19 protein-coding genes are annotated in these 19973 nt (G+C 45.1%); 10 read left to right on the forward strand and 9 right to left on the reverse strand.

Annotated features, from left to right (window positions below; all coding sequences use genetic code 11):
* Nucleotides 1–291: 291 nt before the first annotated feature.
* From CKQ84_RS11510 to CKQ84_RS11530, 5 genes are all read left to right on the forward strand, one after another.
* A complete protein-coding gene (locus CKQ84_RS11510) occupies nucleotides 292–2376 on the forward strand; it encodes a TonB-dependent receptor (RefSeq protein WP_105251378.1) in 2085 nt (694 codons plus the stop codon).
* Between the two features lie 261 nt (nucleotides 2377–2637).
* Nucleotides 2638–3480 carry an AraC family transcriptional regulator gene (locus CKQ84_RS11515; protein ID WP_105251379.1) on the forward strand — a complete coding sequence of 281 codons (843 nt, stop codon included), beginning with the start codon at nucleotides 2638–2640 and terminating at the stop codon, nucleotides 3478–3480.
* A gap of 138 nt (nucleotides 3481–3618) precedes the next feature.
* A complete protein-coding gene (locus tag CKQ84_RS11520) occupies nucleotides 3619–4332 on the forward strand; it encodes a LysE family translocator (RefSeq protein ID WP_105251380.1) in 714 nt (237 codons plus the stop codon).
* A gap of 97 nt (nucleotides 4333–4429) precedes the next feature.
* On the forward strand, nucleotides 4430–5260 hold the full coding sequence (locus tag CKQ84_RS11525; protein WP_105251381.1) for a hypothetical protein: 831 nt from the start codon (nucleotides 4430–4432) through the stop codon (nucleotides 5258–5260).
* Nucleotides 5261–5292: 32 nt separating this feature from the next.
* Nucleotides 5293–5661, forward strand: coding sequence for a hypothetical protein (locus CKQ84_RS11530; RefSeq protein WP_158683040.1), 369 nt, complete (start codon nucleotides 5293–5295; stop codon nucleotides 5659–5661).
* Between the two features lie 593 nt (nucleotides 5662–6254).
* Here CKQ84_RS11530 and CKQ84_RS11535 read toward each other — a convergent pair.
* A complete protein-coding gene (locus tag CKQ84_RS11535; RefSeq protein WP_105251383.1) occupies nucleotides 6255–8195 on the reverse strand; it encodes a GGDEF and EAL domain-containing protein in 1941 nt (646 codons plus the stop codon).
* Between the two features lie 222 nt (nucleotides 8196–8417).
* On the opposite strand from CKQ84_RS11535, the gene CKQ84_RS11540 reads away from it, so the two are divergent.
* Nucleotides 8418–9176 carry a phosphatase PAP2 family protein gene (locus tag CKQ84_RS11540; RefSeq protein ID WP_105253053.1) on the forward strand — a complete coding sequence of 253 codons (759 nt, stop codon included), beginning with the start codon at nucleotides 8418–8420 and terminating at the stop codon, nucleotides 9174–9176.
* Between the two features lie 54 nt (nucleotides 9177–9230).
* Here CKQ84_RS11540 and CKQ84_RS11545 read toward each other — a convergent pair whose 3' ends face one another.
* A complete protein-coding gene (locus CKQ84_RS11545; RefSeq protein WP_105251384.1) occupies nucleotides 9231–9779 on the reverse strand; it encodes a DUF2799 domain-containing protein in 549 nt (182 codons plus the stop codon).
* 180 nt (nucleotides 9780–9959) lie between these two features.
* Between CKQ84_RS11545 and CKQ84_RS11550 the strand changes: the two genes are divergently transcribed.
* Together CKQ84_RS11550 and CKQ84_RS11555 are read left to right on the forward strand one after the other, a co-directional pair.
* The gene (locus CKQ84_RS11550; RefSeq protein ID WP_105251385.1) at nucleotides 9960–10274 is read left to right on the forward strand and encodes a hypothetical protein; all 315 of its coding nucleotides are present in this window, start codon (nucleotides 9960–9962) and stop codon (nucleotides 10272–10274) included.
* Nucleotides 10275–10609: 335 nt separating this feature from the next.
* Nucleotides 10610–11470: a PA4780 family RIO1-like protein kinase gene (locus CKQ84_RS11555; RefSeq protein ID WP_028759534.1), complete on the forward strand. Its 861-nt coding sequence runs from the start codon at nucleotides 10610–10612 to the stop codon at nucleotides 11468–11470.
* A 717-nt stretch (nucleotides 11471–12187) separates the two neighbouring features.
* Here CKQ84_RS11555 and CKQ84_RS11560 read toward each other — a convergent pair.
* Nucleotides 12188–12421 carry a transposase gene (locus CKQ84_RS11560; RefSeq protein WP_105251386.1) on the reverse strand — a complete coding sequence of 78 codons (234 nt, stop codon included), beginning with the start codon at nucleotides 12419–12421 and terminating at the stop codon, nucleotides 12188–12190.
* Nucleotides 12422–13093: 672 nt separating this feature from the next.
* Here CKQ84_RS11560 and CKQ84_RS11565 point away from each other — a divergent pair.
* Together CKQ84_RS11565 and CKQ84_RS11570 are read left to right on the forward strand one after the other, a co-directional pair.
* Entirely contained in the window at nucleotides 13094–13783 is a 690-nt protein-coding gene (locus CKQ84_RS11565) for an OmpA family protein (RefSeq protein ID WP_168825788.1), read from the forward strand.
* A 265-nt stretch (nucleotides 13784–14048) separates the two neighbouring features.
* Entirely contained in the window at nucleotides 14049–14885 is an 837-nt protein-coding gene (locus CKQ84_RS11570; protein ID WP_105251388.1) for a molybdate ABC transporter substrate-binding protein, read from the forward strand.
* 79 nt (nucleotides 14886–14964) lie between these two features.
* Here CKQ84_RS11570 and mgtE read toward each other — a convergent pair whose 3' ends face one another.
* The 6 genes from mgtE to CKQ84_RS11600 all read right to left on the reverse strand — a co-directional run bounded on the left by mgtE (nucleotide 14965) and on the right by CKQ84_RS11600 (nucleotide 19933).
* On the reverse strand, nucleotides 14965–16329 hold the full coding sequence (gene mgtE / locus CKQ84_RS11575; protein ID WP_105251389.1) for a magnesium transporter: 1365 nt from the start codon (nucleotides 16327–16329) through the stop codon (nucleotides 14965–14967).
* A gap of 250 nt (nucleotides 16330–16579) precedes the next feature.
* The gene (locus tag CKQ84_RS11580; RefSeq protein WP_006083073.1) at nucleotides 16580–16855 is read right to left on the reverse strand and encodes an HPr family phosphocarrier protein; all 276 of its coding nucleotides are present in this window, start codon (nucleotides 16853–16855) and stop codon (nucleotides 16580–16582) included.
* Nucleotides 16842–17696 carry an RNase adapter RapZ gene (gene rapZ / locus CKQ84_RS11585; RefSeq protein ID WP_105251390.1) on the reverse strand — a complete coding sequence of 285 codons (855 nt, stop codon included), beginning with the start codon at nucleotides 17694–17696 and terminating at the stop codon, nucleotides 16842–16844. The genes CKQ84_RS11580 and rapZ overlap by 14 nt, the downstream gene beginning before the upstream one ends.
* Nucleotides 17693–18136 carry a PTS IIA-like nitrogen regulatory protein PtsN gene (gene ptsN, locus CKQ84_RS11590; RefSeq protein WP_006083071.1) on the reverse strand — a complete coding sequence of 148 codons (444 nt, stop codon included), beginning with the start codon at nucleotides 18134–18136 and terminating at the stop codon, nucleotides 17693–17695. The genes rapZ and ptsN overlap by 4 nt, the downstream gene beginning before the upstream one ends.
* Nucleotides 18137–18138: 2 nt before the next feature.
* Complete coding sequence (gene hpf, locus CKQ84_RS11595) at nucleotides 18139–18426, reverse strand: ribosome hibernation promoting factor (protein WP_028759468.1); 288 nt, start codon at nucleotides 18424–18426, stop codon at nucleotides 18139–18141.
* Nucleotides 18427–18454: 28 nt separating this feature from the next.
* Nucleotides 18455–19933 (reverse strand): RNA polymerase factor sigma-54, encoded by a 1479-nt coding sequence (locus CKQ84_RS11600; protein WP_105251391.1) that lies wholly within the window; start codon nucleotides 19931–19933, stop codon nucleotides 18455–18457.
* Nucleotides 19934–19973 lie beyond the last annotated feature (40 nt).

The raw sequence follows: 19973 nt of genomic DNA on the forward strand, positions 1-19973 counted from the left end.
CTCAAAGTGTTGAGTTATTTAGAGTATAGCTAGCCTGATAAATGGGTTCATTTTTATTCAAGCAAGATTATTTTATTACCATGATTTCGCACTAACACACGGTTGAAATGTGATCTGCTGGCGGACATTTTGTCCTTTTGGGTTTAAAAATGTGCGATACGGCACATAGAAATGATATTTGCCTGTATTTTGCTGGTTTTTTATTCATCAGAGTTTGAGCTTGATCGGTTTTTTGCTTGTAAATAAGGCGTTAAATCCCTGCCGTCTATCACCTGTAGTAGGAAAGAAAGGATGAAATCGGGACTGGGATTATCAGGAATGCGGTTATCAAAGCTTTGGTTATCAATGACGTGGTTATTACCTCTTTGTTGTTTATCGAGTGCCGTAGTGGCAGAGGCGGCAACGGACAATATCGAACGCCTTGAGGTGCGCGGCAGGCAAATTAACACCTTAGGCCATAGCACCTCGGCATCTGAGGGAATAGTCGGCGCGGCAGAAATCGAGAGTCGCCCCCTATTACGAACCGGTGAAATCCTCGAATTTGTTCCTGGGATGATAGTCACTCAGCACAGTGGTTCGGGTAAAGCGAATCAGTATTTCTTACGCGGCTTTAATTTGGATCATGGCACAGACTTTAATACTCGAGTCGATGGTATGCCTGTGAATATGCGAACCCATGGGCATGGTCAGGGTTATACGGATCTTAACTTTTTGATCCCTGAACTTATAGGCGAGATCCGTTATGCCAAAGGCGCTTATTATCCTGAGGTGGCCGATTTTTCTGGCGCGGGTGCTGCGCAATTACTGCTGGCTGATCAACTCCCCCATAACCAAGTTGGGGTGACGTTGGGTGAATATGGCTACCAGCGACTCGTGGCGACTCAGGAGTTAAACACTGACATGGGGCGTTTTATTTGGGGTGGTGAGGCACAAACCTATGATGGCCCGTGGACGGATATTGATGAGGATGTGAGTAAGATCAGTGTCGTCGGGCGTTATTTAACTCGGCTGGGTGAGGGGGACTTAAGCGTCACTATGATGGCCTACGACAACAGCTGGAATTCGGCGGATCAGATCCCCGCCCGTGCGGTGGATTCTGGATTAATTGATTTTTATGGATCTTTAGATAAAGACGTCGGCGGTGAATCTAACCGTTATAGCGTTTCAGCTAATTACGATGCGGGTGATTGGCAGGGAAATGTCTACGCCATTCGCTCGACTATGAATTTATTCTCTAATTTTACCTATTTCTTAAACGATCCCATCAATGGTGATGAGTTTGAACAAGTCGATGAACGCACGATTTGGGGCGGCGATCTTAAGCGTGATTGGCAAACTTCACTTGGTGGCACTCAACTGAATTACAGTGTGGGCGGCGATGTGCGTTATGACGATATTGGCGCAGTGGGTTTGTATAACACTCAGGCGCGACAACGGCTGAATACGGTAAGGCTTGATGAAGTGCAAGAGTTATCGAGTGGCATCTTTGGCAAAGTTGAGTGGCTGCCTGCTGAGCAATGGCGTTTTAATCTTGGGCTGCGTTACGATTATTTTGATGTGCAGGTCGACAGTGATAATCCGCTTAACAGTGGCGATGCGTCCGATGGTATGTTCAGCCTCAAAGCCGGCGCTTCTTATTTGTGGAGCGATAATCTTGAGTTATATGTTAATGCAGGCCAAGGGCTGCATTCGAACGATGCCCGCGGTGCAACGATCAAGGTTGACCCTGTGAGTGGCGATGAGGTCGAAAAAGTCGATCTACTTGTGCGCTCAAATGGCGGCGAATTTGGGGTGAAATACTATGACAGGGACTTTATTAATTTCTCTGCTGCGGTCTGGTATCTGCAACTAGATTCAGAATTAGTATTTGTGGGCGATGCGGGTAACACTGAGCCGAGTCGTGCATCTGAACGTTATGGTGCTGAATTAACGGCTTATTATTGGTTGAATGAGGCAATCAGTATCGATATGGAATTAGCGTGGACTAACGCTAGATTTACTGAAAATGAATTTGAAGAGGGCAAGTATATCGATGGCGCAGTTCCCTTTGTTGCCAGTGCGGGCATCACCTATCGACCCGACGGCGATGGCCTGTATTCGAGTGTACGCGTGCGGCACCTTGGCGAGCGGGTGCTCGACAGCTTTAATGACCACAAGGCTGATGCGACCACATTAGTTAACCTCGCATTAGGATACGAGTTCCGCCGCTTCGATACTAAGCTTGAGCTGCTCAATGTGTTTGATAGTAAAGATCACGACATAGATTATTTTTATGCCTCTCGTTTGCCCGGCGAAGCAGCCGAAGGGGTTGAAGATCAGCATTATCATCCTGTTGAGCCACGAATGGTGAGAGTCAGTGTAAGTTATCATTTTTAGTGGTATTCATCTGTTAAGGCGATATCGAAGATTATTATGTATTTCGCCGAGCAAAAATGTATCTCAATTAAGCGTCCAGATGGTTGGGCGCTTTTTTTCTGCTGCACTCATTTAAGCGCTAATTTAAGCACAAATCGCTTCAAACGATGTGGCTGCAATAATTTACTATTCCCGCGCTGACAATGGAGGCTAGAATGAGGGCGAGTCGATCTGAGTTTCCCCCTGTTTTACAGCTGATGCTATAGGTAATCGCCGCGAGTTATGAGTACTGCAACACCCATTGAAAATATTAATTATTGGCGTCATCCTAGCTTATCAGGCATAGAACTGAGTCAGGCGGAATTTACGCATTTCAGTTTTGATAAACATGTGCATCTGGATTACCACTTAGGCGTAGTCACTCAAGGTGCGCAGCAGTTTGTGAATAAGGGCAGCAGTTATCAGCTTGGTCAGCATAGTTTATCGACCTTAAATCCCGACGACACCCACGATGGTCAGAGCCGCGATGCCGACGGTTATCGGGTGAAAGTGATGTCGATCCCTGTGGAATACATGAATGAAGTCAGCCAAGAACTGGGTTTGAAGGAGCACTTTTTCAGCGCGCCTATGGTGGATGACCCGACGCTTTATCAATATTTTATTCAACTACACGAGCTATTAATTCAAGGCCAATGCAGTGCGCTTGCGGGTGAGTCCCACTTACTGAATTTTATTCATCTGCTGCTGGAGCGTTACCCAAGCGGTATTTCATCTTGTCTATCTAAACCGAATCAACCGCAGGGGTTATCTAAGTTGCAGGTGAGCTTAGTGAAACAGCGAATTCACGATGAGCCTTGGCATAATACTCAACTTGAAACCTTAGCCAATGAAGTGAATTTAAGTAAGTTTCAGTTTTTGCGGCAATTTAAACAGGCAACAGGGATGACTCCCCATGCGTACCTTAAACGGGTGCGCTTAGAGTTGGCGAAAAAATCCTTAAGTCATGGCGCTTTAGTGGCGGATGTGGCGCAGCAGTTCGGATTTTTCGATCAAAGTCATTTAAACAAAGCTTTTAAGCAGGCATTCCTATTATCGCCAGTGCAATTTCAGCGGCGTATGCTCTAATTTCCCCCCGTCTTTCGACGCCGCTGGTTTTTAAAAAACACTGAATAGTGCAATTTATTACAATTCAGCGCTGCGACAAATTGCCATACTGGCTGCCTCAGTTATCGTTATTAACCTTTTTTGCGGAGCCGCATATCTATGGATTTATCTTTATTACTCACCTTGGCTGTAATCCATGCCGTTGCTTTAATCAGTCCCGGACCCGATTTTGCCATTATGGTGAAGATTGCGACTCAGCAGTCCAGAAGCACTGCGGTTGCCGCCGCTGTGGGGATTTCAATCGCCATTTTAGCTCATACGATTTTGAGTCTGACCGGTGTGAGTCTACTCATTAAGAGTTCGCACACTCTGTATCTCTTAGTGCAAATTGTGGGCGCTTCTTACCTCGCTTGGATGGGGTTTGGTGCCCTGCGTGCCGGTCTTGCGATACTCGCTAAACGTAAAATGAGTGCCAGAGTCCATGCAGGGACAAATGATGATGCTGTTATTAGCGCTGGTGACGTTGAAGGCGTGGCGTCTGTTGCTGGTGGCTTAGGTGGCGCTATGTCGCGCAGGCAAGGTTTTTTGACTGGGTTTTATACCAATATATTGAATCCAAAAGCATTAGTGTTTTTCTTAACCCTGTTTTCGGCCTTGATTACCCCAAGTGTTACAACGAGCACTAAAATCGCTTCCGCTATTTTGTTGTTGTCTTTGTCATTGGCATGGTTTGGCTTTTTAGCGGTAATGTTGTCAAAGGCGCAGGTGCAACTTAAATTGCAGCGACTAACACCGGTTATCGATGCGGTTATTGGTGTCATCTTTATGTCGGTAGCCTTGGCGATTTACTCAAACCTATTATTAACCGCTTAGTCAGGCGCAGTGTAAATCACCTTAGGTTTTAGTCTGAGGCACTTATGGTATTCTTGGCCTTTAGTCTCAGCAGAGACATTTGGAGTAAGGGATAAAGATGCCATTCGCCTCACGACTCAAGGGAAGCAAATTAGCTGTTTTCAGCCAAGTTAAACTGATGAATATCGTGTTTTCTGCGGCGTTAATATTCAGCGTTATGGGTTTAAGCATCAATGCAAACGCCGCTGATGAAGCCATGCCACAGGAATATATCCCTCTGGTGCAGGGGCTTATCGACGCCGCCAAGGCCAATGATCCTGAAGCGATTGCTAAGCGTGTGGCTTACCCGCTTAAACGTGAATATCCTATCCCAGCGATTCAAAATACGCAGGAAATGATCGCACGTTTCGATCAGGTTTTTGATCTTAAGCTGCTTGAGCAGATCGCCCATTCTAAGATTGAAGCTGATTGGCAGACGATGGGCTGGCGCGGCATTATGCTCGGTAGCGGTGTTGTGTGGCTGGATTTTGATGGCAAGATCATCGCCATTAACTATCAAACACCGGTAGAGGTAAAACTGAAAGCAGAGCTTATTGCTAAGCAACAAACGGCATTACATCCGAGTGTGAGTGAATTTGTCAGCCCAGCGTTATCTTGGGAGACCGCCAAGTTTACCATTCGTGTCGATGATATGGGGAACAGCCAATACCGCTATGCCGCATGGGCAAAGGGTAAGTCATTGAGCGAAAAGCCAGATTTAGTGCTGAATAAAGGCAAACTCGTATTTGATGGCAGCGGGGGAAATCATTCATACCAATTTCGCAGCGGCCCATATCAGTATTATTGTTATGTCACCGTCTTAGGCGGCAGCGATAGTCCTCTAGGCGAGCTAGTGGTGTTTAAGAATGACCAAGAAATACTGACACAAGCTGTCATTAAAGCAGACTAGTCTCGTTTCCATATCCCTGAGGAGTGATGTTTGTGAGTCTTATTAGTTTGCTGAAGCTATATCTGAATAATAGCTATCGAAATAAACTACATTCTTGGGGGCGTGGGGCGATGCTGTTTGTTGAGATGGATTTCATTTTAACTTTGTCAGCTATACTATCCCCAATTGCGATATTAATTTCTATTCTTGTTTTAGGTAACGTGTTTTTCGCAGGCATACTAGTCCCATTTTTAGGATGGGTTGCGAATTTATTTTTAGCTAGGAGATTTTTAATATATAAGGATCTTGAAAAGGTCGATGTCTCTAAAGGAAAAATGGTTAATTTCTTACTATTCCTGGTGGGTGGAGCGGGTATTGTAATAAGCTGTCAAATTATTATTTATTTTTATCCCCAATATTAATTTAGTGTCGAATGATTTAATCTCCTTTCCATTAGCCCCCTTACTTGTGGTTTTATCTTAACTAAAGCAGCTTAACCCAGTCAGAAGAGTTGCATAATCGTGGCTAGTTTGTACCAGCGCCACTACTGGTTGTTATGCTAAAGGCTATAGAATACAGATGCTCAATTAGTTTTGCATTATTTTGAGTTATCTAAATGAAGATGAACCTATGAAAAACTAAATTTATTTTGTCAAAAAGTGTGCTGTATATGTTTCTTTACTTTAATAAAAATCGTTTCCCTAAGACACCCATAACGAAATTTTAAGCAATAGTGTTCATATAACCATTTGAAATAAAATATTAATGCCACAATTGTTAGTGTCGGATCTAGTTCCTGAGAACCTACAGGTCACGCTAACGCTCGAAAGGTATGCCATGGCAAACCTGTATGAGTTGATATCAGCAAACGACTAAAATTACTGGTCCCAAACATTAGTCTTCAACACATATCTCTATCCAAATGTGAGTTATAACATTCTGTGGAAATGACTATTCACGTAGCATTATTCAGTCGGTTTTAATTCGCGAAATAAAAAGAGCATTAAGGATGAACTTAATGCTCTTTTTTATGGATAAATGCCTGCTCAAACTGTGTTGCGGTAATGGGTTTACCGTAGAGGTAGCCTTGGCCTAAGTCGCATTCCTCGTGACGAATAAAGGCATCTTGTTCTAGGGTTTCTACGCCTTCGGCGATCACTTCCAAGTCCAGTTTCTTACCAATGGCAATAATTGCCTTTGTTAACTCTCTATTTTGTTCGTTTTCTTCGAGTTTACTAATAAAGCAGCGATCGATTTTTAAGGTGTCGAAAGAGTATTTTTGTAGATAACTTAAGGATGAGTAGCCTGTGCCAAAATCATCTAGGGAGATGCGGATACCGAGTTCTTGTAGTTTTTGGATGGCATTGTGGGCAATGTGTTCATCCTGCATCAGCATGCCTTCGGTAATTTCAAGTTCTAAGGCGGTGGGGGGCAATTGATAGAGGGTGAGTAAGTCGGCTATGTGTTCGCTAAAGCGGGGGTTGCGCATTTGCAAAGGGGAAATATTGATGGCGATTTTAAACTCTTGGCCTACCTCGCGACACCATTTTGCCGCCTGAGACAGCGCGGTATGCAATACAAAATTGCCAATATCGATAATCTGGCCATTACGTTCAGCTAAGGCGATGAATCTGTCTGGGGCGACATTGCCAAGGATAGGATTATGCCAGCGCAGCAGGGCTTCGGCACCAATCACTTGCTTCGTCTTTAAGTTAATAAAGGGTTGGTAATGCAGGCTTAACTCGTTCTTGTTCAGTGCATCGACCAAGTGGGATTCCAGTTGATAGCGTAGGTTTAAAGCGGCTTGCGTATCTTGATTAAAGAAGCTGTGAGTTGAGCCATCAGCCTTGCTTATCGTCATGGCAGCTCCGGCTTTTTGCAGCAGGATAGCTGCATCGATACCATCCATAGGCGCTTGTGCTATGCCCATGCTCGAGGGAATCGTGATTACAAAATCAGCCACACCAAAGGGCGTGTTACAGCAGTTAAGCACTTTATTGATGAGTTTATTGGTTTCGTTATTCGAAGGTTTGTGGGCTTGAATAATCACAAATTCGGCGCCAGCGATGCGGGCGATAAAGGTATTTTCATCGGTATAGTGCTGTAAACGTTGGCTGAGAATAGTGAGAATTTTATCGCCAATCAGGTAACCATAACTGTCGTTGATGGATTTGAAATTACGCAGCCCAAGATAGAGTACTGAAATCTTTTCTTTGCGATTCACTTCTTCGAGCATGATCGACAGACTATTAATCAAATTGATGCGGTTGGGTAATCCCGTGAGCGGATCGTAGCTTTTATGGTATTCCAGTGAGGTTTCGGTGGAGGTGCGGTTTTCGATTTCTTTGATGAGCTTGCCGCTAAGTTCGGCGAGTTCATGGGTGCGCTGTTGTACTTTTTGCTCTAGCTGCTGATTGTGCAGTTGTAGCTTAGCCTGTTGATAAAGGGTGACTAGGTTAGCTTCGATACCATTTTGAAAACGAGCGAGTAAGCTGCGAAAAGATTGGCGGTAATTATGCTCTTGGCTATCGAGCATGCAGATCGTGCCAAAGGCACTGCCATCTGGCCAACGTAAAGGTAAACCACAGTATGCGATCATGCCGAGTTTAATGTCAGGATTTTTGTCCCAGTTTTTATCCTTTAGGGCGTTAGGAATGTGGAGTTCCTTACCTTCTTTGATCACTGTTTCGCAGTAAAGCCCGTGGCCTAAACTGTCTTTATCATGTTTTTTATAGGGATTACCTTGAGTGCGGCTCGAGGTAAAGACCTCAATATCGGTTTGATGGACACGCATGATCAAAGCGGCGGGAGTGTCGACTAATTCAGAGAGCAAATCTAAGGTTTGTTGCCAGTTATCAACCATTTCTTGGGGAACAACGATTTTGTCTGTGTCGATAGCAATGTCGGCAAATAAACGATCTTTTTGAGACTGGTTAATGGCGAGGTTGTATGGCATGAATGCTCAGTCCTAGAGGCGCGATACTATTCATAAACTATAGTCTTTTTACTCATGATGTGAGTCTTTTCGATAAATTTAGTTACTGCAAAATCTCAGTTCTATTAAATGCTGCGCTGTTAAATCTCTTAAGTGTTAGGTAAGAATTCAACGGTACTCTAACACTAAATGTTCTGATTTTTGGATTTATTAGTGAATAACTATCTGAAAGATAAAGTTATGATGACATTTATGGATTTTGCTAAGGGGCATTTAATTACGCCGCTTTTAGTGTTTGCAGTGATCATAGTGGGGCTTGAATGGACTCACGCTGATATGAAAGTCGCGACTTTGTTATTTCATTGGCAAGGGGGCATCGACTCTTGGCCATTGAGAGGATATTGGTTGACCGAAGATTTACTGCATGTCACTGGGCGTAACTTTGTCATCTTGCTGGCGGTGAGTGTCGTAGTCGGCATTGCCTTTAGTTTTCGAAGTGACAGGATAAAACCGTACCGCAAAGGTTTGATTTATCTATTTTGTAGCGTATTGGCGAGTGTGTTGCTGGTCCGAATTGGCAAGAGCGTTACTCACATGACCTGCCCGTGGGATGTGATTGAGTTTGGCGGCCAGATGATACATTCATCCTTGTTTTCTCGTTTACCTAAAAGTGCTGAGTTTGGTCAATGTTTCCCTGGTGGCCATGCCAGCGGCGGGTTTGCTTGGGTTGCCTTGTATTACGTGCTGCATGAGTATCGCCCGCATTTAGCTAAGTTTGGATTAATCTTTGGTTTGAGTTTAGGCCTAGTATTTGGCATTGGCCAAGAGTTACGCGGCGCCCACTTCTTGAGTCATGATTTATGGAGTTTAGCCATAGCATGGACGTCCGCTAGCCTACTCTACTATGTGTTTTTTCTGCGCTCGCCTGCGTTTAGAAAGTCTAAATTGGTCGCTTTGGGTCAAATGTTCAAGGTTACAAGTAGTGGAATACCGCAAAAATAACGAGCTGCGAAGCTAACGCCCTGAGTCCTTATTGGGTTCAGTGTTTTTTATGGCTTAAAATCTAAATTCGAAGCGCATATCAGGTCTGCGTAGACGAGATCTTTCATCTAACAGTTGGTTTTTTTCGTTGAGTAGGCTGTTTTTCTGTTTCAATAAGTCAGCCTTGTCGGTGAGATTATTGATCTTGCCATCAAGACTGCTTATTTCTCTCTCTATGGTATTTAAGCGGTCGGCAATCTCAGTTAAACGTTTGTTGGTCAGGTATTGTTGATGGCCTTGGTTATAGCGCTCAACAAACTGGTTATTACTGCAAACCCCATAATAACTTTCTCCCGCAAAGCCTACGCGGTAGCCATTTTCTGGCACACAGTAACTGGCTAACCCTTGCTGGTATCCTTGTTTCCACTGCGCGGTATCGACACTGAGATTAAATTCACGACAATCTTTTTGATATTGATTTAATTGCCCAGAACTTGTCCCACGGTTGCCATCGGCAAGCCCAAGGGCAAACCAATCACTATTGGCGCATTCTTCAATAGATAAGCTGCTGCATTGAGTCAGGGATAGGACTGAAAGTGCGAGGAAAATGCTGGGATAGTGCATGGATAAGTTCTCTATATGTTGTGGTGTTTAGGATAAAGGCTCTTATGGGGGAGATCTAGCTATATATACCGCCATTTATACGGTCATAGATGCGTTTTGTTGGGCAGAATCAATCACAGTTTAGCGGATGAATGCATGATAACCAGCTGATATTGTGTTAGTTTGTGGTTAACACTTTAAATGTCTGCTTTGGTGCTCGCTATGATTTCACTTATTTCATCTGCGTATTCAGCTTCATTACCGGCAGTTAAGTCGGCTCATCAATCCCTTGATACCGCCGAGCCAAGCGGACTTAAATCCTTTACCTATGGTGCATTAGGGCTGGCGGCTCCCAAAGCTGAGGTCAGTTTTGATGGCACTGCAAGGAGTAAAATATCTGAGCCTAGTGCGGATGATGTAGATGACGTTAAGAGTTCAAACGACACCTATTACAGTGCAGGCCAAATATTGAAAGCGGCGGCGACCGTGGGCAGTGTGATTGCCTTGTTTGTTTGAGTTAAGTTCCTGCACCAATTTAGCTCTGGGTATTATTTCAACTGGCTTGAATTGGTATATTCGCCGCGGAATATGGCTTGTTGTTTTGAGTCTGGTTTTATTTGGGTGAGCATAAAAGAATATTCTTTTAGTTAAAGCGGTATTTTCAGTCTCTTTCTTTGTCAAAGCGCTGAGTAAATCTGGTATTGTGTTTAACACGCAAGTGCATTAGTTTTTACTTAAAATTCGTTTAATAATCCTAAACTATATTCATCAAACTTCCGTTGGAGACCGCTTTTGTATGAAGATTTGCCCGCAGTATTCCATATCATGCCTAAGTAAGGTATAAGGGCGCTATGAAAACTCCGAAACGAATCCAACCCCTGGTTGATGAAGGACTGGTCGATGAGGTCATTAGCCAGTTAATGAGCGGTAAAGAAGCGACTGTGTACGTTGTACGCAGTGGTGATGATATCCGCTGTGCCAAAGTCTATAAAGAAGCGGACAAGCGCAGTTTTAAGCAAGCTGTGTTATATCAAGAAGGCCGAAAAGTCCGTAACAGTCGTCGTGCGCGCGCGATGGAAAAAGGGTCTAAATTTGGCCGCGATCAGCAGGAAGAAGCTTGGCAAAATGCTGAAGTTGAAGCACTTTACCGTTTAGCGAATGCGGGTGTGCGTGTGCCAACGCCTTATGGTTGTTTCGATGGCGTGTTGCTGATGGAGTTAGTGACGGATGCCGAGGGCAATGTCGCGCCGAGATTAAACGATGTTAGTATGTCGGCAGAAAAAGCCTTGAAGGATCATGCGTTGGTGATGACCTATGTCAAACGTATGCTCTGTGCGGGGTTAGTGCACGGTGACTTGTCTGAGTTTAATGTGTTAGTTGATAGTGAAGGGCCAGTGATTATCGACTTACCTCAGGCCGTCGATGCCGCTGCAAATAACCATGCTAAATGGATGTTAGCGCGTGATGTGAATAACATGACTCAATACTATGGTTTGTATGCTCCTGAGCTGCTAAAAACACAATACGCCAAAGAAATTTGGGCCTTGTTTGAAGCCGGTGAATTGAAGCCTGAAACGCCATTAACGGGTGAGTTTACCGAAGTGCTGGTTGAAGCCGATGTTAGTGCGGTCTTGGAAGAAATCCAAGCAGCCTTTGAAGAGGCACAAGAGCGTAAGCAGCGGATCCAAGAGGCAAACGAAGAAGACTATTAATCGTCAGTCGTTGTTTTTCACCCATAAAAAAGACGCTCAAAGTAGCGTCTTTTTTATGCTAAAAATTAAGTGAAATTATTATTTTTGTTATTGATTTTATTATTGTTATTTAATTTTTGGCGTTAGCCAATCCTTGGCTTAATCCCCGATGGAAGCTGGGGCCATCCTTGTAGCTACAAACAAGCTAGCAATCATCGAACAGTGTGATAAAAGGACAAGAGTTGAGAGAGAAATATGTTCATGACTTGGGGGAGCACAATTCACATATTTAATCTTTGGGGAAGATAACTCCCTCAATCCTTGCCGAAACCTTGGTCACTCTTCAGTCAATCTATGTAATACCAATCACGGCCTTCCTTGGCGCACTACACTCATTGCAGTGCTGGATCATCATTGATCCTGTGAATAAAATGACAAGGCCAGAGAGAGAAATATGTTCATGACTTGGGGGAGCACAATTCACATATTTGATCTTGGGGGAGATAACTCCCTCCCTAGTCTTGCCGAAACTTTTGCATTGTCCCTATCCGTTTGTTGCTGTTAATACTATTTCCCAATCTTCGCTGGGTTCATCAATTTGGACGACAAGGCCGGACTAAAAAGGGCGCTGTTATTATTGTTGTTAGCACATCTTTTACATCGTTAGCGTTATCAGCAGGGCGATATGCAATCTCGTCCGGCCTTGTCTATTCGGGCACGTTTAGCTTGTTGTACAGGCTAACCCATCGTGCGTAGCTCTTGATTGAGCTGTTTAATTTTTTTCTGTAGCTGGGCAATCTCACTCATTAATGCGCATTCTCTTTGCTGGGGTTGCAGATCGCTTTCTCGCACCCATTGGTAGACTGCCTTGGCAGATAAACCGTATTGGCGTGCAACATCCGACAGTAAGCGACCTTGTACTTTAACCTCGGTGATAACATGTAGCTTGAGACTATTTTCTGCGATTCCCATGAGCGTTCCCTCTTTTACTGCCTTCGAACCAAAATATGACCGTTTGCGTTGCCTTTTATTGATGATAGTGACGCTGTTCTAAATCCCACTGGCTCAGACCTAGATGGCGCAGACAAATCCATTCGTGGCGACATAGTGCGATAAAGTTCATGATCTTTTTCATACTTCCTCCTTCATGACCCTAAATACTCGAGCCCATTTTCTGTCTCGATAGGTCCATTTAATTTGGATTAATCCTGTTGAAGTCGACTCTAGTTTTCGGCGATGTTTACCGCGTCTGACTGTCTACTCACTTAGTAGTATGTAAAATTCGTGCCAATATTCTAATTTTTATTTTAACCTTTTAAATCATTGGATTGCGCCTTCGATTAAAGCGGCGTTATTTTTTAGTGCTGCCAATAAAGGTGCAAGGTGCACTATTTCGGTGCCATAGACTTGATATTAAATTGGCTGGTACAAGCCATGATTTAAACCCGAAATCTGTATCTTTGCTGACTAAAATCTGGATTAGCATAATTGAAGATGGATAAAGGATTGTCTCCAGCGCAATTGCTTATATACTGCCTGCTTTGTGGCAATCCCTAGGTCATTCGTATTACCTAATGGACGTGATATTTCTTGCCCTTTTGAGCGGTATTCACAGTCATCAATCATATAAAGAGGTTATAAATGATGAAGTGTTTTCAGGCAGTGCAATCTAAACCATCCCTGTTAGCCATAGTGGTATTGACGACCGCGCTAGTTGCATCGGGTTGTACAACAATCAATCCCTATTCAAACGAAGAACAAACCGCTAAAGCGACTAGTGGCGCATTGATTGGTGCCGTCGCGGGTGCCGCAATTGGAGTGGTATCTTCGAGCAAGAGCGACCGCGGTAAAGGTGCCTTAATTGGTGCAGCATCGGGCGCTGCAGTCGGTGGTGGTATTGGTTATTATATGGATGTGCAAGAGACCAAATTACGCCAACAATTAGCCTCAACGGGCGTGAGTGTGACCCGTAACGGCGATAACATCATTTTGAATATGCCTAATGAAGTGACCTTCGGCGTAGATCAAACCGAGTTAAGTGACGGTGCTAAACGCGTGCTGAATTCAGTGGCGGTTGTGGCCAAGGAATACAGCAAAACGCAGCTTAACGTATTAGGTTATACCGACAGCAGTGGTTCAGACTCTTACAATTTACGTCTGTCACAGGTCCGTGCTAGCGAAGTGGGTAATTACTTGATGAGTAAAGGCGTTGCCTCTGCCCGTGTAAAATCAAAAGGTATGGGTGAAGCGAGTCCTATTGCATCAAATGCCAATGCAAATGGCCGAGCACAAAACCGCCGCGTTGAGATCGTACTAATACCAACGGGTAAATAGTCTGGTCTAAGCACAAAGTTCTCGCTGAAAAAGTCGCCTGGGGCGACTTTTTTGTTTTCAGTGGTGGGCTAATTGAGTGATTAGCTTGCCGTGCTTCAATTAGACAATTTGTCCTTTATGAAGCGCACCTTGAGTGACCTGCACCACAAACATATCACTGCTAATTACCTTGGGATGAGTTCAGCTTGATCCCTTTATCGATTTCACGTTCTGTATGGGGATAAGTCACAAGAATGACTTTTAGTGCCTAAAGGAGAATATGACTATGATAAGCAAAAATGTGTTACTAGCCTTGAGTTTAAGTCCTGTCATCATGGTGACGGCTGTACAAGGAGTGCCGATGAAAGCCGAAGTGACCACAGGAGCCGCGCCGATAGAACTGCGCGCAGCAGGCAGTTTAAAGGCTGCGATGAGTGATATTATTGCTGCTTATCAAGCACAGTCGCAAATGAGTGTTGTAGCGCAATATGCGCCCTCAGGTTTATTGTTAAAACGCATTCAAGAGGGCGAGAAAGTCGATATCTTTGCCTCGGCGAATATGAAACATCCACAGGCATTAGTGGATTCGGGTCAGGGCGAAGCGGTGCAAATGTTTGCCCGTAATCAACTCTGCGCCATTGCTCAAGACACAGTTCAGGTGACGAGTTCGACCTTACTCGATACCTTGTTAGATCCTAAGGTTAAAGTCGGCACCTCAACCCCGAAAGCCGACCCCGCGGGTGATTATGCCTGGGCCGTTTTTGCTAAGGCCGAAGTGGTAAAACCTAATGCGAAAGCCGCGTTAGAGACCAAGGCATTACAACTGACGGGCGGCCCTGAGAGCGTTAAATCGCCTAAGGATCGTAACCCCTATGGCTGGGTAATGGAAAACAAGCAAGCGGATATCTTTTTAACCTATTGCACTAATGCTGTGCTGGCTAAAAAAGAAGTGCCGAGTTTACAAATCATCGACTTACCGCAGGAACTCGCCGTGGGTGCCGACTATGGTTTACTGGTTTTACAAGGCGCTAATACTGTCGCTAAGCCGTTAGCTGAGTTTATTCTATCGACCAAAGGCCAAGCGATTTTGAGCAGTTATGGTTTCCAACCTCCGGCAAAATAGCCTTCTTTAGTTTTCCTGCGGGATAAAAAACGGCACCTTTGAGGTGCCGTTTTTGTTATTAGCTCAAACTGTTAAAGCGTTAGTTCATCAGGTAGAGCGTCGCTAACCCGAGGAAGGCGAACAGGCCAACCACGTCAGTGACTGTGGTGAGCACCATACCGCCAGCGAGGGCAGGATCGATTTTAAGTCGTTTTAAAATCAATGGAATACTCGCACCTGCAAGCCCAGCTACTGTCATGTTGATCAGCATGGCGCTACCAATTAATCCCGCCAGTGCCATATCATCCTTCCATAGCCACACGGCGACAAAGACTAAAATAGACCACATCAAGCCATTGAGAAAACCAATAGATAGCTCTTTACCGATAAGCCAGCGGGCGTTGCTTTGGCCTATATGTCCTAAAGCAATACCGCGGATCACGAGCGCTAAGGTCTGATTACCGGCAACACCGCCCATGCTAGGGACAATCGTCATTAGGATGGCGATAGTGGCAAATTGCTCAATAGTGCCTTCAAACATATTGCTGACCGACGAGGCGAGCAGGGCGGCGAATAAGTTAATCGTGAGCCAGAGTGAGCGACGTAGGGTACTTTTTAGCACTGGACCAAAGGTATCTTCATCTCCGTCCATCCCCGCCATACCCATCATGGAATGTTCAGCATCTTCGCGGATAACATCGACTACGTCATCGATTGTGATACGCCCGAGTAGCTTACCATCACTGTCGACGACAGGTGCCGATACCCAGTCATTGCGTTCGAATTTCTGCGCGACTTCGCTGTCGGACATGCTCACCGGAATACTTTGAATATTGGGATCCATGATATTGCGAATTGTGGTGCTTGGCGCGCAAGTCAGCAGATCTGCCAGCCTAACACCGCCAAGGACTTTGTCCTGTTTGTCGACCACATATAAGGTATCTGTGGTGTCGGGTAGGTTGCCCCTTTGCCGAAGATAGCGCAGCACCACATCGATATTCACATCGGGTCTTAAGGTGACTGTATCCGTATTCATCAAGCTGCCGGCGGTCTCATCTGGATAAGATAGGGCTTGTTCTACCCTCAGGCGATTTTGCTCCGTCATCGACTGCAACACTTGTTTGTAAACGGCGTCGGGAAGACTTCGCAGAATATAGGCGAGATCGTCGGTGTCCATGCTTGCTGTCGCTTTCGCGACTCGCTCAGGGCTCATGCTGCGGATCAGTGGGTCTTTGAGTTCTTCACTCAACTCATCGAGTATGTCGCCTATTTGTTCCTGATCGATGAGCTGCCACAGTACTTGTCTGGCACTTGGCGGTGATGATTCTAAGATCAGCGCGATATCTGAGGCGGCCATTTTTTGCAGCATATTGCGCACGTGTACGAACATGCCGCTGCTAAGCGCTTGGTTTAACTGGTCAAGACTATGTCCGGTGTGATCGTTTTCTGAATTATCTACGGGCATTTGTCCTCCATTGTGCGGCAAATTGGTTTGAGATCTTAGTGTTGGGCTAGGATTTAGCGGTGACTAAGCGTCAGTCGATGACATAGATTTAGGCGGCTAAGGTAAGGTTAAGGTTTGCGCAATGACCGCTAGTGTAATCGCCAGTAGCTTGTATCGTCGAGCGACAAATGTTTTGCCATGTCTGAATGGCAAGTTTTTTAAACTAGACATGAAGTGAAACTAACGATGAAGTGCTTAGTGTGAAGTGAAACTAACAGGCTTCGTCAAACTTAGCGTCGATTAAGGCACAAATGGCATCGAGAGCCGGCTCTGCATCTGGGCCTTCGGCGATAAGCTTGATGGTTTTACCCATGCCAGTTTCAAGCATCAGCAAGCCAAGCACACTGGCGGCCGATGCTTGTTTATCACCTTGGATTAAGGTGATGGTCGCATCAAACTCGGAAGCCAGTACCACCAACTTAGTGGCGGCACGGGCATGTAAACCGAGCTTATTACAGATGGTTATCTGACGTTCAAGCTTTGGCATTATTGAGCTCTCGATGACGGGCATAAACTTTATGTTTACCGTTACTAAAGCGTTTTGCCAATTGCTCTGCGACGTAAACCGATCTGTGCTGTCCACCTGTGCAGCCAATGGCCACAGTTAAATAACTGCGATTGTTACGCTCGAGGTGCGGCAGCCAAGTCTCCAGTAAATTTTCGATTTGCCAGATGAACTTATTGACCAGTGGTTGGCGATTTAAGAACTCAGCTACGGGTTCATCTAAGCCAGTTAATGGCCGCAGCGCCAGCTCCCAGTGGGGATTGGGCAGGAAGCGCACATCGAACATAAAGTCGGCTTCGGTGGGCATTCCGTGCTTAAAGCCAAAGGACTCGAAGTTGATCACGAGTTCTTTATCGACACTACCAAGGAGAATTTGTCTGACTTGGTCGCTTAAATCATAGATATTCAAATTCGACGTATCTATGTAGTGATCGACCAGTTTTGACATAGGCTCGAGCAGTTTCCCCTCCAGCTTTATCGCTTCTTGCAAAGAGACTCGGCTCTTCGACAAAGGATGCAAACGGCGGGTTTCGCTGTAACGCTTGAGCAGAATTTTATCGCTGGAGTTAAGGAAGAAGCTCGTTAACTCAGTATCTGGTGGTAGGCTAGCGAGTTGTTTCACTAAGACCTTATCCTGCTCAGGCATGTTACGCACGTCGACACTGATGGCGACGAGATCGTTACTGCCTTTGAGTTGCTCAAGCAAACTGCCAATCAATGGCAAGGGAAGGTTATCGACACAATAATAGCCGAGATCTTCGAGTACCCTAAGGGCGACAGATTTGCCTGAGCCTGAGCGGCCCGACACTATGACCAGTTTCATCCAGTGATTACCTGATAGAGTTCCGTTTCATCATGCGTCTTGCGTAATTGCTTTAATATTTGCTTGTCGCTCAGCTTTTCGGCCATGCAAGACAAAGTACTTAAGTGCTGCTGACATTGGTCTGCAGGCACCAGTAGTGCAAATAAAATATCAACAGGTTGCTTATCGATAGCATCAAATGCTATCGGCTCTTCACACTTAATTAGTATGGCAATGGGCTGATCTATATCGGCTAGTCGACCATGTGGAATGGCGATGCCGTTACCTATACCTGTGCTCCCCATCTTTTCGCGCGCCACTAGGCTTTCGAATATCTCTTGAGATGAGAGGGTCGGGTACTGGGCAGCGACTAAGTCGCTGATGAGTTCCAGTACCTTTTTCTTGCTGCCCGGAGTGGCGCAGGTAGTGCACTCCGGCCGCAGTATGGTACAAAGTTCCATTATTAGTGTTTTGTTAACTTCTCTTTGTGTTTAATAACCTGACGGTCAAGCTTGTCAATCAGGGCGTCTATAGCGGCATACATGTCAGCATGCTCTGAAGTAGCAAAAACTTCACCACCTATGAGGTTTATTCTCGCTTCGGCAATCTGTTGCATTTTCTCAACATTGAGCACAACGTGCACATTATTGATCTGTTCGAAATGGCGTTCAAGTTTTGAAAACTTTTCTTCTACATATGCACGTAACGATTCGGTAATTTCGATATGGTGCCCACTTAGGTTTATTTGCATAGAAACGTCCTCCGATATCCACTGTAGGTTATAAACTTTTACGCTGATTAGAAGGTGGAATAAGCATAGCCTCTCGGTACTTCGCAATGGTTCTGCGGGCTACGTTGATCCCTTGTTCTGCCAGAAGTTGTGCCATCTTACTATCGCTTAATGGTTTTTTCTGGTTTTCCGCTGCCACCAGTTTCTTTATAAAGGCTCTGATTGCTGTGGATGAGCACTCACCACCATCGTCAGTACCGACGTGGCTAGAGAAGAAGTATTTTAGTTCAAAAAGTCCCTTAGGGGTATGCATGTATTTTTGAGTTGTGACCCGTGAGATGGTGGACTCATGCATTTCTACCGCTTCGGCAATATCGTTAAGCACCATAGGCTTCATGGCTTCTTCACCGTACTCAAAGAAACCCTGCTGATATTGCACTATGCAATTAGCAACTTTAAGCAAAGTATCGTTACGACTTTCTAAGCTCTTAATAAACCATTTAGCCTCTTGCAGATGGCCGCGAATAAATTGGCTATCGGCTTGGTTTTTGGTACTGCGTGCCATAGAAGCATAATGTTGATTTACATTGATTTTTGGCATGCAGTCAGGATTAAGCTCAACGACCCAGCGGCCATTTTTCTTCGACACAGACACATCTGGGATAACGTATTCGTCATTATTGGGCGTGATCAACAAACCTGGGCGAGGATTGAGGGTTTGGATGAGTGCTATACCATCCCTTAATTCATCTTCTTTTAATTTAGTCTTACGCATCAACAACCTAAAGTCTCGGGCGGCGATCAGATCTAAATGATCTTTGATCAGCATGCGGGCGTTTTCTAGGTTGGGAGTATCAGCGGCGAAATGCGACAGTTGGATCAACAGGCATTCACTTAAATCGCGGGCGGCAACGCCTATGGGATCAAAATGCTGAATACGCTTGAGTACGGCTTCGACTTCGTCAAGCTCAACTTCAGGATTGCCCATGGCTTCGAGAATTTCTTCAGTGCTTTGGGTGAGATAGCCCTGATCGTCGATGGCATCAATAATGGCGGTGGCAATGGCTAAATCGGTTTCAGAAAACGGCGTGAGGTTTTTTTGCCATTCTAAGTGTTCGTACAAACCTTCACTGGTCTCGCCTTGGAAGGGCATATCGTCTTCACGACTGCCGCCGGGGCCTGAGTTTGGGGAGGCGGTAAACACTTCATCCCATGTGGTGTCCATGGGGAGCTCATCGGGCATGGATTCTTTGGTTAGCGACTCTGCCGTGTCTATGGTGGAGCTGTCTTTTTCTGGTGGCAGAGTGCTAGATTCACTGAAATCCGTATCGGATAGCGTTTGGTTTACAGGGGTTTTAGTGGCGTCGAATTGATCCTCTTCCAGCTCGAGAAGGGGATTAGAATCTAATGCTTGCTGGATCTCTTGCTGCAGTTCTAATGACGACAGTTGCAACAGACGTATGGCCTGTTGTAATTGTGGCGTCATGGTTAACTGTTGACCCAGTTTGAGCTGGAGTGACGCTTTCATGTTACCGCTGATCCCTACGTTATTATTGTTGGATGAGGTC

The organism is Shewanella sp. WE21 (assembly GCF_002966515.1).
Lineage (GTDB): Bacteria > Pseudomonadota > Gammaproteobacteria > Enterobacterales > Shewanellaceae > Shewanella > Shewanella oncorhynchi.